This is a genomic window from bacterium (assembly GCA_035527515.1).
Classification (GTDB): domain Bacteria; phylum B130-G9; class B130-G9; order B130-G9; family B130-G9; genus B130-G9.
The window spans coordinates 55,428-72,055 of sequence record DATLAJ010000053.1 but is presented as its reverse complement, the minus strand read 5'-3'; the positions used below and the strand labels follow the sequence as shown (position 1 = coordinate 72,055).

Below are 16,628 nucleotides of genomic sequence, written 5' to 3'. Positions count from 1 at the left end.
TTGCGATGTGCCTCCATCGACTCCTCCGTCAACTTCGCGACCCCGAGAAGATGCTGCGCCTGAAGCACCGCGTAATACGTCTCTGCCACGCCAAGCTCGACGTCCTGCTCCGTGCCCTCGAGCTGCTCCTTTGCGATCCCGACTCCAGTCTTCGACAGCTTGCGCGAGTAGTAAATCGCCCCGCCAGTAAAAAGCGGCTGAGCGACCTGCAATCCCATTGAATACTGATACTTGCGCATATACGGCGAGACCATCGTCTGCGTCCCCGTCCCGAGGTCTATGGACGTCGTTTGGTAGCGATCATGGTCCAGACGAGTGTAATAGCCGCCTAACGAGGCGGTCGGAAAGAAAGCCGTCGCTGAGGACCTCGACTGCGACTCGGCCGCCAGAAGAGAAGCCTTCGCCTGACTAATCGCAGAATGATTCTCAAGAGCAATCTTAATGCTGTCCTTGAGCGTCAGCGCCTCTTGCGCATGAGCTGCATAGGAAAAGACTAAGCAAAACGACAAGAGCCAGATCCCAACGACAGGAAAACAACGAACGTCAATCCTAATCATCCACGCCTCCCGAATCCCTCCAAAAACCGCTTAACAACAACTGGCGCACGCGACAGCAGGTCCATCTCCTTGCCCGACCGTAACCACATCAACAAATACGAGAAACACATACCGCCGAAGACTATCGCTTGTTCCTCGGACTGCACATCATCTACAAAACCCGCTGCCCTCAACCGGTCAAAAACAGGAACAAGCAACGCATGAGGCAGGTACCCACTTTTCTCCAGGCGGGCCCGCAGTCTTTCCTTTAGCGCCCAGGCGAAGCCGGCCATCTCGTGCCAAAACCTCTTCAATGTATCTTTCTCGTCCATTGCATACTCAAAATGCGCTCCTGCAAACCTCTCTAGCTTCACAACTGGGTCTTCAGTTGAGGACAGAGCTTGCTTGGCACGGTTGTAGAAATCAGCCATCTGCGACTCTATCACCGCAAAATATATGTCCTCCTTGCCCTCGAAAAAATTGTAGAGAGTGCCAACAGAGAACTCGGACGCCTCGGCTATCTCTTGAAGCGAGGTCGCCTCGTAACCTCTTTCGACAAACAGCCGCGCGGCCGCCTCGATTACCTCCGATTTCCGCCAGACGGCCTCCCTCTCCTTTCGAGAGAGTTCGTGTGTTTCGGGAATGTCGCTCATTTGCAGTAACCTCACTAAATGCTATTAAAACTATTGCGAACGTTTAATGCTTATTCATATTATGAAGTTCAATCTACAATATACTATACACCCCATACTATAGAATCCAATTCAACATTCGTCGAGTAATTCTCCGGCACGAGGATCAGACCTATAACTTAACAGAATGTCTTAATAGGTCAGTTTTGCCGGCCTACATGCAGCAAGCAGCACTGATTTCGCTCGATTTGGTTCAACTTGATTGTTGGGGTTCTCCCCGATAATCAGATTGAAGAGGGGGATGTCGTGGCCCCCTCGGGGATGGGGTGCATGAGATTCTGCCCGACAGGGCACACCACGGGTAGCCGCAGGCGCAGCCTGACGGTAAGAGGGGAGCTCCCTATGATAACCCTCCCGTTGCGTTGCACGCACGGCTACCCACGGTATCCCCTGTCGGGGATTGCAGCGTGGGTCCCTCATTTGCACCCCGCAGGTGAAGGAGGCAGCTCTTCGGACTCCAACATGAACTCCTCTATCTACGTGTCGAGCAGCTGCAACAGACAACTTCCCGGACCGCCAATCTGATTATTGGGGTTCTCGGCCAAACTTGACGCCGGAGCAAAGCGGTCTATCATAGGGTTGTGATACCTACGGTGTTGTGCCCAGGTTATAGCGTTTGCGAGCCAGAAGGGAGCATAAATGGCGCTAGACAAGGAGCTTTTGGAGATATTGGTCTGCCCGCAGTGCAAGGGCGAACTTGACTACAAGGAACAGGAGGACAGGCTCATCTGCCGCGCCTGCAAACTCGCCTATCGCATTGAAGACGACATTCCCGTGATGCTGATCGACGAGGCCGAACCGATACAGTGAGAGCTCCGGGCGCTCTGGAGATCTCGAGAGTTAAGAGCGCTCTTTTCGTCAGGATCAGGTCTCTTGGGGACACGGTCCTTTTCACGCCAGCTGTTACGAACTTCAAGCGAGCCTGCCCAGGATGCAGGCTCAGCGTCGTCGTTGACGAGGCATCGGCGAGCGTGCTCGAGAACAACCCCGACATCGATGAGACAATCGTCTCGCCGACCGACAACAGACCAGACCACATCCTGAAGTTTCTGACGAAGCTATTACGCAGTCGGTTTGACCTCGCTATCGATTTTCACTGCGGCCCACGAGGCGCGATCGCGACTTTCCTGTCCGGAGCCAGATACCGGGTGGGCTGGGAGGAAGGCGGGCATTCGTTCGTCTATAACATCCGCGTGCCCAGAGCAAGGGAAGTCCTCAGAACGAAGTCAGTCATCCACACCGTAGCCAAGAACCTCGCTCCTCTTATGATGATTGGGGTCCCGATTGTATCGACGGAGACGAGGCTCTTCGTTGGCACGGAGGAGAGGCGCTCGCTGGATGCGAAGCTTGCAGCCGCGGGTCTCGATGGCACTGAGCGTATCTTACTTGTTCACGTGGGCGCGACCAAGGGGCGAAAGGAGTATCCGGCCCAGCGGTTTGGACATGTCCTGAGTTCCTACGTTAGCGAGGGCCAGATGCGACCCGTAGCGCTCGGTTCAAAGAATGATCTGGCAAGGTGGAGCCTGATCAGGCAGCAGCTTTCGGATGAGGCGCGAGGTCGTGTCGTGTCGATGGTCGGCGAGATCAGCATCGCAGAGGTTAAAGCGCTTTGTGCAAGGGCAGCGGTCTTCGTGGGACCTGACAGCGGGCTAATGCACATTGCCGACGCGCTGGGCACGTCCTGCGTGGCGCTGTTTGGCAAGACCGAGCTCCGCCTCTGGCATCCGTGGCAATCGACACACATCGTTTTGAGGCCATGCACGGAGATAAGATGCGCGCCATCATGCCCTCATCGCAGGACCCGTGAGGGCTGCCTCGCCTTAATATCAGAGGACGAGCTTGTGGCGGCGATTCTGGAGCTTGAGTCGCTCCGCGCCTGAGTGCGTTTCCGGCCAGGTTTGGACGCTACCTCGAATCCACAGCTGTGCAGGGACTGTGTTCGGGGTCAAGTGGTTCATTATATGACTTAGCCAAGCACCCAGCAGCCGCGCTGGCGGATCGCGTCGTACATGGCATCCGGCGCGAGATCGGCGCCGTTCGGCCACCGAACCGCACCCATTTCAACATGGACCCTCGCGAATTCCTCCCAGTTCCGCAGTGGCTCAAAAAGCGTGCCTTCCACCTTGTGATCGCTGAGAAAGGCCTTCAGGTCCACTTCGCCGACCGTGCCATCCACGAAGGTCACCTGAAGGCGCAGGCCCGGCAAGGCGTTGACCGAGGCGACCCGCCACGGCGCTTCTGGCCGAATGGCCGGCGCTATCTGAGTGGCTCTATGGGCTTCGGGGTTCGTAGCTGATCGCATAACTTCCAGTCCTCCATTAGTTCATCCCTATGTTCGGATGCCCATTCTAACACGAGCGTCAACGCCCGGCGCGGCAGCGATCCTCGCAGCACACGCAGCTCGCGTATGTCCACAGTCGCCTCGTATCCTCCGTAAAGCGCGTGGAAATGGGCTGGACCATGGTCCCGCCAGAACATCTGAATCACTATGCCATAAAAGTGGCTAATCGTCGGCATTGTATCTTTCTAACCCTTACGAGACAGCCGGCTATCATTTCCTACTATCGAATGTCCCATCGATTATTCCATACTTCTTCGCCTCGGATGCGGACATGAAGAAGTCTCTCGAGGTGTCTTGCTTTATCTTGCGCAGTGGTTGGCCTGTGTGCTTGACCAGCATTTCATACATTATCTCTCGTTTTCTCGACATCTCATTGCGATAGATGTCCAAGTCCGTGAACTTGCCCTCGTAGCCGCCGGCCGGCTCGTGCAGCATGATAGTCCCGTGCGGCAGCGAATAGCGTTTGCTGGGGGCTCCGGCGGCAAGCAGCAAGGCCGCCATGCTTCCAGCCAGTCCGAAGCAGATCGTGCTGACGTCGGCCTTGACGTACTGAATCGTGTCATATATCGCCAGGCCCGCCGTGATGCTTCCGCCGGGGCTATTGATATAGAGGCTGATGTCCTTCTCAGGGTCTTCCGCCTCAAGGAACAACAGCTGTGCAACGATGAGGCTTGCCAGCTCGTCGTGGATCGGCCCGTGCAGAAATATTATCCAGTCCTTCAAAAGACGAGAATAGATGTCGTAAGCCCGTTCGCCCCTACCAGTCTCCTCAACTACCATCGGCACAAGTGCCATTTTTGTTCCTCCCTATTGAGCCTGTTGCGGTCCTTCTGTCTCGTCGCATCTTGCCTGCTCACCCGCAGTATCGGTGATCAGCTCACACTCAAGACGCGTCAGAAGAAACTCTATTGTTTTGACGTCGATCACCTTTGCTCGCGCCATAAGCGTTATCCTGAATCGCTCGATCAGGTAGTCCTTCGCGTTGCGCTCAGCCCTGGGCCGCAGCCCGCTGTGCTTGACGACACCATCGATCTCATCCTGCGTCGCATCGATACCCTCTTGCAGAGCCACCTGAGAAACAAGCAGCTCGCGTTTGAGTGTGTCGAGGACCACTGGCTCGAGCTTGCGCGCTATCGCCTCGAACTCATCCTCTGAGTGCTCCTTGTTCAAAAGCCCCTCTTCAACCATCCCGATCATCATTCGAACAGTGCGGCTTTTAAGAACCTTGGGATGAACCTCGAGCGGATTGCACTCAAGGAGCCTGTCCAACATCGCTTGCTCCTTCATCTGCTGATGTTCACGGTCGTATTTGTCCTGAACTCCATGCTCGAGCAGGTTACGCAGTTCCTCGAGCGTCTGGGTCTCGCCAACCATCTCGGCAAAAGAATCGTCCAGCGGAGGCAGGTTCAGCTTCTTAATCTCCTTGACCTTGACGCTCGCCCGAACTTGCCTCCCGCGCAGGGCCTCGTCGGGGAAATCGTCCGGCACTGTGTAGTCGCCGACTGCCTCCTCCTCAGACCTCCTGCCGACAAGGTGCTGCCCATATAATCTTGTCTCGGCAGACAGAACCTCCACACTCTCGCCCGGTGCGGAGACGATGACCTCGTCATTCTCGCGGCCTAAAAACGCTGCATCCACCGTAATCCTGTTCCCAACTTTGACCTCAACGTCGGGACCCTCGACCGGCCTAAGCACCGCAAAACTCTCCCGGAGCCGCTCTATCATCTCATCAACCTGTTCAGGTGTAACCTGTTTGGCAGGCGCAATCCTCACATGTATTCGATCATATCCACGTACCTCGGGCACGAAGTTCGCGCGGACATTCAGCCTGAACGCAAACGGTTTGCTCTCCTCAAGTGGCACGAGCGACTCTACCTTGGGAGAGTCTATCAGGGGGATATTCTGCTCCTGCGTTGCCAGCATTGAATACGCCTTCAAAAGCGACTCGCGAACCTCCTGTTTGACCTTGCTGCCGAACTTGCGCTGAACAGCGCTGTTCAGTGCCTTGCCGGGCCTGAAACCAGGGGCGATTACCGACTTGCGGTAGCGGTTATAGGCTCTACCGAACTCCTCGTCCACCTCCTTCGGGCTGAGCTCGACATCAAGCGTCTGCTGCTCGCCTTCCCTCGACGCGGCCGTTACTCTCATAAAAGACCTTCTCTCCGATAACGTTACCTCTTGTCCAAATCGCCTCAGCTAAGACCGAGGCAAGGAGATATGCCCGTTTATTAACCCAACGGAAACGACTCTGCAAGGTTTTGCCTACACACAAAACCAGCCAGGCCAGACCTCGCGGAGGCTTTCAGGAGAAGGACTCGAGCGCCGCAAGGAGCTCCTCCGCCGAGACAGTCGCCGTCCCCCTCTTCATCACGACTAGCCCGCCGGCGATGTTGGCGAGGTGGGCTGCCTCGCTGAACGTCGCGCCAGCTGCAAGCGCCGTTGTGAAAACGGCCACGACAGTATCTCCCGCGCCGGTCACGTCAGCGACCTCATCGGCGCCGAAGATCGGTATCGACTCGCTGCCATTCTCGTCCAGCAGCATCATCCCCTTGCTCCCGCGTGTAACAAGAATCGCCTCGAGCGAGAGTTTTTTACGGAGCATCTCGGCGGTCTGAGCAAGCCTGACGTCGTCCGTCTGAAGCGGGACTTTAAGAACCTCCTCGATCTCGGTCTCGTTCGGTGTTTGGGCGGTTACGCTTGAGTAGCGCAGCAGGCCGTATCGCGTATCGACCGTGATCGGGACGTCCCGCTCCCCGGCGATGCCTCGAACAGCCTGGTAAAGCTCGTCTGAGACGAGTCCGTGGCCGTAATCTGAGATGATGATGCCGTCGGCAGCCTGAGCTGCCTTCTGGGTTCGAGCAAGTAGGTTTGAGCGGGCCTCATCATCAAGCTTTGGCGCAGCGCATCTGTCCATCCTGACGATCTGCTGGCGCGCCCTGTGCCGACCCCCGGCGAGTATCCTCGTCTTGATCGACGTGTTCACGGCCTCGAGGCGCAAGAGAGCGTCGCTCTCGATGCCTCGCCTCTGCGCCTCTGCCCAGACGGCGTCGCCGTGGGCGTCCGTGCCTAAAACGCCGGCCAGAAACGTCCTTGCTCCGCAGGCGCGAACGTTGTTTGCAGCATTGCCAGCTCCTCCAAGAAAGACCTGCTCCGAGTCGAACTCCAGTATTAGCACGGGCGCCTCGCGAGAGATTCGCGACGTGTTGCCGAGCACGTAAACGTCTGCGATCACATCGCCAACTACGAGAACTGTCGCGGCTTTGAAGCGCCGGACGATTTCACGCAGTCTTCTCTTCATAAGGATGACCCCGCCGGGCCAGCACGGAGCTCATATCTGCACAAAGCTGCCGTCATCTGGCGATGTTGGCCAGGACTTTGTCGGTCTCACGAAGCCGATTGCCGATTCTTCGAGTGATGTTCACGATGATCCTCATAAACGCATCGAAGTCCTTCGAGTGCAGATCGAGCAATGCCGCCCTCGTGATAATCAGCACCTTTGTGTCTTGTCTCGCAATGAGAGACGCAGACCTGGGCTGGCTGTCGATCAGAGACATCTCGCCCGCAAAATCGCCGGCCGCAAGCTCTGCTATCTTAACTGCACCTTTTGTATCGCGGTTCAGTATTACATCAACCGAGCCTGACTTGATTATGAACAGACAATCGCCCAGGCTGCCTTCGGCGGCTATGACGGACTTGGCCCCGTAGGAGCTGGCGATGGCGTTCTTGGCGAAGACCGCCAGGGCCTCCTCGCCAACTCCCTCGAACAGAGAAGTCGCTCTGATGACGTCGATATTCTGCATTGGTCTATTGGTTCACAACCAGTTCTGGCCACTCGCCAGTGTTCCCGTCTGCGTCTCGGGCGGTGATGTGGAGCAGGTGAAGCCCGCGTGGGAGCTCGTATGGCTTGGTCATGATCATGCCATATATACCGTCTCCGGCCGCGAAATCCCCGCTTAGTCCGTCGTCCAAAAGCTCGATCTCTTTAGCCACGCCCGGATGGTTCTCGAACGACAGAACTACTGATGCGATGTCAGAGAGACCATCTGGGTCATCGACCATAGCGACCGGATTGAGCGTGCCGCCCGATTCTGGCGTGAGCTCGGACGAGAAGAACCCAGCCAGCAGCACTCTTGGCGCGTCGGGGTTTTTCGGCCCAGCGCCGCCCGTGAACGCCGCCCGCTGATCAACCTGCCAGTCGTCGTAGTCGCCTACCGGCAGGTATGGCCAGACCACGATCTGCCTCCCGTTTCTGAGCGAGGCGACAAGCTCAAGCGTGTAGTAGCCCGGCACGAGCGACCCGACGTGCATATCAAGAGTGTAGAAATAGGGAAGCGTCTCGTCGAGCGAAATACCTAGTGGGCTGCCCCCAATATAGAGGTCGAGGCTCTCTATGGGGAACGCTGGGTTAGCGTAGGCCTGCATCTCGAACTCCCCGCCAGCCGCGTTCAGGTCGGTATTGACAAAGCCGGCCGCAAAGACCGGCACTCCGGACGGTGTCTCGGCTGAGCCCATGAGCCAGTCAACCGCCCTTGAAAAGAGCATCTCTCCCTGTTCGGCGTCATCGACGTCACCGATCTCAAACGTAAGATAGACTCCGCGTGCGTTCAGGTTCTCAGCGCGGACTCCCATCTTCTGACTCTCGTCATCAGCAAAATGCAGAAACGTATCGCAGCCTTCAAGCGGCGTGAGGTAGTCAGGCGTGGCGGGAAACTCCTCGGTGCCCGACAGACCAACACTGAGCGCATCGCCTATGACGTCCCCCGACTTGCCAACGATGGCAAGGCTCTCATCCCCCGATCTAGTGCCGCCGACCTCGCAGTGGAAGGTGTCCTCGAAGAATGTCCCGCCCTCATTATACATGTTGTAGTATGACCCGACCAACTGGCCCGTTAAGAGAACGTTCGCGCCGAGCTGCATCGCATCTGCCACCGCGACAGGTCTATATGCCAAATACGGATAGTGGGACATGTAGTATGGGTTGTACTTAGCATCGAAAATAACCAGGCCACCGGCGTACTTGCTGAGCGTTGACTTGCCGGGAAGCTGCCTGATCTCGGTCTCCCACACGTCAGCCGAAAGGCCCTTTTGTGCAAGCGCCTCGAGGGTTTTGTGCCTCATGCCCTCGGCGTCAGCGAAGTCGTCCGCAACGAAGAGGACGTTAGACTCTTGCGTGAACGTCGTCGGGCCAAACGCGCAGGCGTTTCTCTTGGTCCCCTCGTTGCCGTTGGCGTCTTCGGCCGTGATGTCAAGGAAGACATCCTCGTTCGCCGGCATCGCCCCAAAGCCTACGTACAGGTCTTGCGTGTAGCGCGTAAACAGGACCTTGCCCAGCCCATCGCCGGCCCTGTTGTGCAGCTCGCCGCCGATCGATGCGATCCTTCCCGGCTCGATCACGAGCGCCACGACGTAGAACGAGCTCCCCTGATTGACTTGAGTTGGCGACCCTTCGGAGTACGCGACCCAGGGCGGCGTCTGGTCATTGCCGGTAACGGTTACGGGGAAGCTGCCAGTCCATCTCCGGCCGCCCTGCTCCAAGAGGTCGTAATCCACATCGTATTCGTAGCCGTCCGGAGTGTCAGATTCCAGTATCTCGATGATGTTATTCTGACTCTCAGAAGCCTCTATCGTCTGACCTGGCTCAATGTCGCCGTACGATGCGGTGTTGGTGGAGATCTGCCCTTGATAGCCGCCCCTGGCGTTCACGTATGGACTCCTCACGAATGTCCTTATTCGAACGTTTGACGCGGTAGCATTGCCGGTATTGGATAGCGTTGGCAAAATGACGATCAGCTCGCCCGGGTTGGCTTCCTGGTCCCCGTTCCCAACAAAATCGTATATCCGATGCTCCAGAAACGCAACCTCCGGACTGCGCCCGAGCGTCATCCTAATCGCGCCTGCGAAGATAAGAGCATCCACATCAAATCCTATCTTCACCCCGAACTCCAAAACGCCGTCCGCCGGGCAGCCAGTCGCGATCTTGAAGCGGAAAGGCGAGGCGCACTGAACTTTCTCATGCCCCTGAACTATCGGAAGCTGCGTGAGGCCATCAGTTACCTCGATAAACGGCGAGTCGGACTGAAGCGCGATGAACGACGAGGAGACCATACTACCAGTCAGATTCCTCACCTGCACGCTGAGGTCGAGCGTCTCGCCCGGGTCAGCTACGCCGTCGCCGTTGCCCTCAACCTCGCTGATTGACCAGCTGGCGATGGAAACGTCTGAGATGCCTCTCTTGGAGAAAATCTCGACGATGCTATTTCGGTGCTCCGAACCGAAGCACTCCTCATCCGCGTCGAGTGCCGCGTCTCTTGCGTCCAGAAAAGATGGAGTCTCGCTGCCATAATAGTAGAGCGTTCCCAGGGCGATCCTGTCTGCCACATCCGCCCCATACTTCTTGCGGATGTCCCACAGCGCACCAGACCATATCTGGCCGTCGTGATGCCCCTCGCCGACTAGGTCGAATGGATAGACCATGTCGTTATCCAGGTTCCGAAGATAAGGGGGCATCCACCACTCGCCGACCAGCGGGTCATCGTGCAGACTGCACGTGAAATAGTCCGCATAGCCCTCATCGAGCGACTGAGCGGAGAAATCCCTCGAGGCAGTGTTGTGAACGACTGCGTGCCCATATTCGTGCATCACTATGTCAGCATCGTGGGCGGGGTCTCGCAGCGTGCCGTCGCCCAAGGAGATACTGTTGTAGGTGGGGCTGTAGAACGCGTTGTTCATGTCCTCACTGTAGTGGACGGTTACGCTTATCGGTAAGTCCATCCCGTCGAACTCGAGGTGGTCCTTGAGCCAAGCGTGTATCAGGTTGACGTGATAGAAGGCACAGACCTCGTCAAAGTGCGTGCTCGTCGGAGCGTAGTCCCACACGAAGGTAGCGTCGCCATCCCAAGATGCCCGACTGAAGTCATCGTTGAGCGCTTTGCAGTAGGGCCCTTCTATATGGGCAGAGACCTCGCCCTCCGCATCGTAATACCCCTCCGCATCGGTGTAATAGACGTTAACGCCGGCGGTGGCCTTCATGTCCCGAATCGGCATCTCTGCTTGCGGCGTCTCGCCCGGGTTGACGTCATAGACGTTTCCGGTGACCCGGCTGAAAAGAAGCTCGTTCTTAAGGTATAGAAGGTCTCCGTTCTGCGCATCGACCAGCAGGACGAAAAGGCCCAGCGGCTTCCGACAGAACACCTTCACCTGATAGGCAAGACGAAAGCGCTCCGTCGGCGCGATGACCAGCCTGGCCTGCTGCGAGAGGTCGGTCTCCTCGCTCGGCGAGAGAAACGAAAGAGCAACATCCTCCGCGTCCTGGGCCGTAAGTAAAGGCTCCGTTGCGCAGTGTATCCCACGGTAGAACTCGCCGTTGAGCCTGCGTACCACGCCAGCGCCATCGATGTGAACGGAAAGACCTGCCCGCCAGACTGGGATGCCCTCGTATTCCTGCTCAAACCTGTAGTGAGAGTAGCTGTAGGACCGCGACGTCTTGACAAGGGTCAGGGCATCCTCGCTAGGACGGATTGAATAAAGCTGCCCAAAACGGTCGATAGCCTCCCTCGCCACGAGCGACTCGTCCGCACGTTTGGCCCAGTAAAGCCGTCCTGAGACGGAACGAGGGCTGCCCGTCTTCTCGCTGAATTGCACAGCGACTGGCCGCTGGGCAGTCAGCGAATCGAGATAGTCTAGCTGCGCCTGAGTTGGCGCTCCTGCTTGGTGCTGTGCCAATGGCACTTCTGGAACTGCCGACTCATTTTGCGGCTGAACAAAAGCGTGCAAGATGCCCGGAAACGCCGCTATGAAAGCGACCATAGCCAACAAACAAACAATGAACCTTTGACCTGTCATCGAATCCTCCCTCAACGTAGATAAGCAAAGCTAGAAGCTACGGAGATGATAGTTGCCTAATTCCCGAAGTTCAATAATACGGCAATAATAGAACAGATTGAGGGGTAGTTTGGTTCACCGAGCGGATTGACAGCTCTTTCTTCGACCTGACGCCGGCAGACGCCTCGCGGGCGCTGGTTCGGCGCTACGGCTGACGACGCATTTCAAGCGCTTGCGTCCCGTTACTGAGGGCACGGGTGTGCTACATCGTGCTCCATTCACTCAGTCCAGCGAGCTGCTCAAACCATGCCTTGAGGTCGCTGCCCTCCCCGGGTGAGATAATTGTCGCATCGTTCATGTCCGCCTCGATGCTCTTGGCCAACCCTGTTTCCGGTGGCAAGATGATGAGGGTATCTATTCCTTCACGACACAGGGCGTCCATAACCCGTGTCCACTTGACGGGCATGAAGAGCTGCTGCGAGAGCAGGTCGAGGATGTTGCACTCGATAATGCGCTGGCCGTAAATGTGTTCGATGATTGGCGTTGCGGGGCTTTGAAATTGTACGGTCGCCAACTGTTTTGCGAGCCTGCGGCCGCGAGATTCGAGGATACTCGTGTGAATCGGCGCATCTACCCCAAGTAGTTTCGCCTCGATTGCGCCTCGCCTATTTGCGCCATCGCAGGCGGCAGCCATGGCCTTTCTATGCCCCGAGAGCACGAAGTGCGTTGGGCCGTTGATGTTTGCAAGATAGACTTCGCCACTCTCGGCCGCCACCGAGCACACGAGGTTGAGCTCCTCGCGGTTTAGCCCAACTATCGAGGCCATCTCGAAGTCGCCCCCGTCAGCAACCTCGTCAAGAAGGTCGCCGGCCATCAGCACAATCTCCAGCCCTTGGTGGAACGACATGGACCGGGCAGAAACAAGCGCAGCGTAAATGCCTACCCCGTGCTCCACCAACAGCGATACCGGCCCATTCATCTCCTCCGTCAGAACCTTGAACGAGGCGACGCTTGCGATGAACGTCCTAAGCTGCTGAATGGTTCGCTCCGATAGTGGGGACCCGACTCGCTCGATGAACTTCTCCCCCTCCTCAACCGTCGGCCCGGCTGCCGAAAGCTGCTTGAGGCGTCCAAGCAAGTCCGAGACAGGAGACAAGGCCTGCCCAGGAAAGCATACTGCGGTCCTCATGGATTACTCATTCCGAGAGCGCTCGCGAGGTGCGGACAGTCTGAGAACCTTTTCGCATCAGTTGCGGGTAACACGTCGCGAACCCTCCCTCATTCCCACAAAGTGCGCTAGTGCCCCACGTAAGCGACTGCGGCGATCTCGACGTCAACGCCGAGCGGGAGAGCTGAGACCTGTATCGTCGCCCTTGCTGGCGGCTGCGTGTCGAAGAACTGCGCATACACGTCATTGATGGCCTTAAACTGACCCAGGTCGGTTACGAAGATGTCGCACTTGACCAGATCGCTGACCGAGGCCCCAGCCTCGTCAAGGATGGCGGCAATGTTCCTCATTATGCGCTTGGTCTGCTCGGCGGAAGAGCCGCCTGTGAGGCCTCCTGTCTTGGGGTCAATCGCTATCTGGCCTGAGATGAACAGAAAACCGCCGGCGAGCACGGCCTGCGAGTAGGGGCCGACCGCGGCCGGTGCTTTGTTGGTTGCTATGATCTTTTTTGGCATTCTCACTCTCATTCGCGATTTGTCTATTTTCTTTCTATTTCAATAATACCCTCAATATCCTTCAGATGATCCATCGCCTTCTCGATCTGCCTAGCTGAGGAGCACTGGGCATCGATCTTGAACAAAATCGAGCCGTCCGGCAGCCTGTCGCTCCTGGTCTGCCGCAGGTCAACATTGGCGTTCAACAGCGCCTTGGTGATATAGACTAAAATGCCCTTCTTATCCACCGAGACGAGCCTCAATCTTGTGTCAAATAGAGATGACTTCGGGACGTCCCACCTGATATGTCTTATTATCCTGATGTTGTCCGGCAAAAGCTCCTCGACCCGCGAACATTCGATCCTGTGGATTGAAACGCCGCTCCCTCGTTTGATGTAGCCCACCACGCGGTCTCCTGGCAGAGGGTGACAGCACTTGGCGAGAATGACCTCCGACGCTGTCGGGTCGGAGATTACTAGTCCCTTCTTGTAGGCGCGGATGCGGGCGAGCAGGTCGGCCTGAGGAGGCGTTTTGGCTACCTTGAGAGTGTGGACCTTCTCGTAGAGGTTCTTGGGCAGAACAAACTCCAACGCGTGCAGCACCTTTATCTTACCTAGCGAGACCTTGACGAATAGGTCCTGCACGTCCGACAGCCCGCTTCGGTCGATGAACGACGCAAGGCGGGGCGACTTGTAGAACTCCTTGCTTGGAACGCAAGCCATCCTTAACTTCTCGTCCAATACCGACCGCCCTATCTCGGCCATCAGATGCCGCTCTTCGAGCTTGAACCACTTCTGTATCGCGGCGCGGGCGAACGGCGTTTTGGCGAACTTCAACCATTCTTTCTTCGGCCTTGCCCTCTTGTCGGTTATGATCTCGACTACGTCCCCAGTCTTCAACTCTTGGTCTGGCTGCTTTTGGACGCCTCCGACTTTCCCTGCGACGAAATGGTCCCCGATGGCGGTGTGTATGCTGTATGCGAAATCAATGATCGTTGAGCCCTGCGGGAAGCTCCTTATCTCCCCCTTCGGTGTCATCACGTAGATGTCCTCAGACTGAAGCATCGTCTTGATGTCATCCAGCAGCTTTGTGCCCCTGTCCTTCTCTATGTAGCTGGTTATGAATTCCTCGACCCACTGGCTGACGTCGCTCTCCTTGTAAAGCTTTTTGAGCAGCCTCTCGTCCGCCATTGCCTTGTAACGCCAATGTGCGGCTATGCCTCGCTCGGCGACTAGATGCATTTTTTCGGTTCGTATCTGCACTTCGAGCTGGTAGCCGGGCCTGACGAGAACAACCGTGTGCAGTGACTGATACATATTGGGCTTGGGTGTAGCTATGTAGTCCTTGAACGCGCCCGGGATGGGGCGCCAGAGGGAATGAACCTCCCCAAACACCCGGTAGCACTCGCTCTCAGTCTTGGCGATAACCCTCATCCCGACTATGTCCAAGACCTCATCGATCGTCAGTCCTTGACGCACCATCTTCCGATATATGCTGTAGTAATGCTTGCTCCGTGTGGTGATTTTGGCATCGATGCCAGCGGCCACTAGATGCTTACGGAGAGCCTTCTCCGCACCTTTCAACGCGGCGAGGCGCTCGTCCTCCGTCGCCCTGAGCTTCTCAACAAGCTTGTTGTAGATGTCCGGCAAGAGCGACTCGAAGGCCAAGTCCTCCAGCTCCGACTGAACCTCGCCCATCCCAAACCGGTACGCAAGAGGCGCATACAGGGTGAGTGTTTCCTTCGCCGTCCTCTTCTGCTTCCAGTCAGGCAGCGATTTCAGAGTGCGCATGTTGTGTAGCCGGTCGGCTAGCTTTATCGGCACCACTCTCAGGTCTTTGCCAACCGCCGCGAAGAACCGCTTGAGGTTCTCCACCGTTCTTTCCTCCCTCGACTCCAGCATAAGCCGGTCGACTTTGGTCAGCCCCTGGACGATCTCGGCCACATCATTTCCGAACTCGGCGGCTATCTCGTTACCTAGATTTTCTCTTGTCTCGATAAAGCGCTGTCTAGCGAGGGCCTCGTCAGATATCTCTGGACTAGCAGACACCACCACATCGGCAGGCGATGCGTCCTCCAACACGTCGTGTAGCAGCGCGGCCGTGATGAGCTCCGGCGCAAGCTCCCATTTCGTCAGGATCTCGGCCACCGAGAGCGGGTGCTTTATGAAATCCTCCCCCGACGCTCGCTTTTGGCCCTTGTGGTATTCCGCGGCAAACCGAAACGCCCTCTCGATATCGTGATCAGCCGCCGTATCAGGATACCTGGACAGCAATGCTCGCTTGATCGCCGCGAGCCGTGCCTCGTAATCCGCCGCGATGTTAAGATCTGTGGCGGACTTGTTGAGGACCACCGTTCAGCCCTTATCTTCGTCTTTTAGGCGAGCCCGCAGCTTGAACCGCCGGCTTGCCCGAGCCGATGTGCTTTCTCTTCTGTCTGCTTCTGGAGTACATCTCCCAGTCGTACACGATTGGGCTGGCAACGAAGATAGAAGAGTATGTGCCCACAATGACTCCTATCATCAGCGCTAGCGCGAAATCACGTATGACCTCGCCGCCAAGAACGAACAGCGCAAGAACGACAATGAAGGTTGTGAACGACGTCAGGAGCGTTCTACTAAGGGTCAAGTTGATGCTGGCATTCAGCTGCTGGGCGTAGGGCAGACTCCTCATTGACTTCGAGTTCTCCCTGATACGGTCATAAACAACGATCGTGTCGTTAAGCGAGTAGCCGACGATTGTCAGAAGAGCGGCAACGATCGTGAGCGAGAACTCCCGGTTGAAGATCGAGAACAGCCCAACCGTTATGCCGACATCGTGGATCAGGGCAATTACCGCAGCCACAGCGAACTGAAACCGAAAGCGAAGCGAGACATAGATGAGTATCCCGAGCACGGCCCAGAATATCGAAAGTAGAGCTTTCCCACGCAGGTCCTTTCCGACCTTCGGCCCAACCATCTCCTGACGGACCACGGTGAGACCGCTGGCATAAGCCTTGTCCCTGAAGTAATCAACTGCCTCAGCAGGTATGCCAGGGACGGACAGCAAAGCGTCCACATTGGGAAACAGCCCCCCGAGGGCGTTTCGCCTCTCGACTATTGTTCCGGCAAGCGTCTCCGCTCCCTCCCTTTTGTTCTTGAAGGCTTTGAGGTCTTTCAGGTGAAGGGCGAGCTCCTTCGGACTGATCGCATTTATGTCGATCGTGCGCCCCTCGCCTATCTGCTTGTCAAAAGCCGCACGAACTACCCCCACAAGCTTGGGCACAAGGCTATCCCCGCTTGCCTGGGACTTTTCCACATCCTTTACCCGGATGAGGACATCCCGGGGCGAACCAAACCCCTGTATCGTTGCGCCCCCGTAGCCGATACCTTCCAGGCTATGCCTCAGCACAGAGATATCCACTGGATTGAGGAACTTCAGTTGGATGAGTGTCCCGCCCTCGAAATCAATGCTGTAACTTGGGCCGCCCTTTACGATCAGCGAGATGATGCCGGCAAGTAGCAAAATGGCCGAACACGCAAACGCGATCTTACGGCTCTCAATAAACTTGAATTTCGAGTCCTTAATAATGTCCATATT

At 56.7% G+C, this 16,628-nt stretch carries 15 protein-coding genes; 2 read left to right on the top strand and 13 right to left on the bottom strand.

Annotated features, from left to right (window positions below):
* Both VM163_03705 and VM163_03700 read right to left on the bottom strand, forming a co-directional pair.
* Window positions 1-557, bottom strand: a 557-nt coding sequence (locus VM163_03705) for a TolC family protein (GenBank protein ID HUT02976.1), incomplete at its 3' end; no start/stop codon positions are given.
* A complete protein-coding gene (locus VM163_03700; protein HUT02975.1) occupies window positions 554-1,189 on the bottom strand; it encodes a TetR/AcrR family transcriptional regulator in 636 nt (211 codons plus the stop codon). The genes VM163_03705 and VM163_03700, both read right to left, overlap by 4 nt.
* Window positions 1,190-1,867: 678 nt before the next feature.
* Here VM163_03700 and VM163_03695 point away from each other — a divergent pair.
* Entirely contained in the window at window positions 1,868-2,038 is a 171-nt protein-coding gene (locus VM163_03695; GenBank protein HUT02974.1) for a Trm112 family protein, read from the top strand.
* Window positions 2,035-3,108 carry a glycosyltransferase family 9 protein gene (locus tag VM163_03690; GenBank protein ID HUT02973.1) on the top strand — a complete coding sequence of 358 codons (1,074 nt, stop codon included), beginning with the start codon at window positions 2,035-2,037 and terminating at the stop codon, window positions 3,106-3,108. The genes VM163_03695 and VM163_03690 overlap by 4 nt, the downstream gene beginning before the upstream one ends.
* 86 nt (window positions 3,109-3,194) lie before the next feature.
* Here VM163_03690 and VM163_03685 read toward each other — a convergent pair whose 3' ends face one another.
* The 11 genes from VM163_03685 to secF all read right to left on the bottom strand — a co-directional run bounded on the left by VM163_03685 (window position 3,195) and on the right by secF (window position 16,625).
* Window positions 3,195-3,530 carry a DUF2442 domain-containing protein gene (locus VM163_03685; GenBank protein HUT02972.1) on the bottom strand — a complete coding sequence of 112 codons (336 nt, stop codon included), beginning with the start codon at window positions 3,528-3,530 and terminating at the stop codon, window positions 3,195-3,197.
* Entirely contained in the window at window positions 3,485-3,745 is a 261-nt protein-coding gene (locus VM163_03680) for a DUF4160 domain-containing protein (GenBank protein ID HUT02971.1), read from the bottom strand. Before VM163_03680 ends, VM163_03685 begins: the two co-directional genes overlap by 46 nt.
* A 34-nt stretch (window positions 3,746-3,779) precedes the next feature.
* A complete protein-coding gene (locus VM163_03675) occupies window positions 3,780-4,364 on the bottom strand; it encodes an ATP-dependent Clp protease proteolytic subunit (GenBank protein HUT02970.1) in 585 nt (194 codons plus the stop codon).
* A 12-nt stretch (window positions 4,365-4,376) separates the two neighbouring features.
* Complete coding sequence (gene tig, locus VM163_03670; GenBank protein HUT02969.1) at window positions 4,377-5,717, bottom strand: trigger factor; 1,341 nt, start codon at window positions 5,715-5,717, stop codon at window positions 4,377-4,379.
* Window positions 5,718-5,871: 154 nt separating this feature from the next.
* Window positions 5,872-6,867: a PfkB family carbohydrate kinase gene (locus VM163_03665; GenBank protein HUT02968.1), complete on the bottom strand. Its 996-nt coding sequence runs from the start codon at window positions 6,865-6,867 to the stop codon at window positions 5,872-5,874.
* A gap of 52 nt (window positions 6,868-6,919) precedes the next feature.
* Window positions 6,920-7,369, bottom strand: coding sequence for a cyclic nucleotide-binding domain-containing protein (locus tag VM163_03660; protein ID HUT02967.1), 450 nt, complete (start codon window positions 7,367-7,369; stop codon window positions 6,920-6,922).
* Between the two features lie 4 nt (window positions 7,370-7,373).
* Window positions 7,374-11,411, bottom strand: a complete 4,038-nt coding sequence (locus VM163_03655; protein HUT02966.1) for a M36 family metallopeptidase — start codon at window positions 11,409-11,411, stop codon at window positions 7,374-7,376.
* Window positions 11,412-11,652: 241 nt separating this feature from the next.
* Window positions 11,653-12,579: an ACP S-malonyltransferase gene (locus VM163_03650; GenBank protein HUT02965.1), complete on the bottom strand. Its 927-nt coding sequence runs from the start codon at window positions 12,577-12,579 to the stop codon at window positions 11,653-11,655.
* A gap of 107 nt (window positions 12,580-12,686) precedes the next feature.
* Complete coding sequence (locus tag VM163_03645; protein ID HUT02964.1) at window positions 12,687-13,073, bottom strand: RidA family protein; 387 nt, start codon at window positions 13,071-13,073, stop codon at window positions 12,687-12,689.
* A gap of 23 nt (window positions 13,074-13,096) precedes the next feature.
* Window positions 13,097-15,403, bottom strand: a complete 2,307-nt coding sequence (locus tag VM163_03640; GenBank protein ID HUT02963.1) for a RelA/SpoT family protein — start codon at window positions 15,401-15,403, stop codon at window positions 13,097-13,099.
* A 10-nt stretch (window positions 15,404-15,413) separates the two neighbouring features.
* A complete protein-coding gene (gene secF / locus VM163_03635) occupies window positions 15,414-16,625 on the bottom strand; it encodes a protein translocase subunit SecF (GenBank protein ID HUT02962.1) in 1,212 nt (403 codons plus the stop codon).
* Window positions 16,626-16,628: the final 3 nt, after the last annotated feature.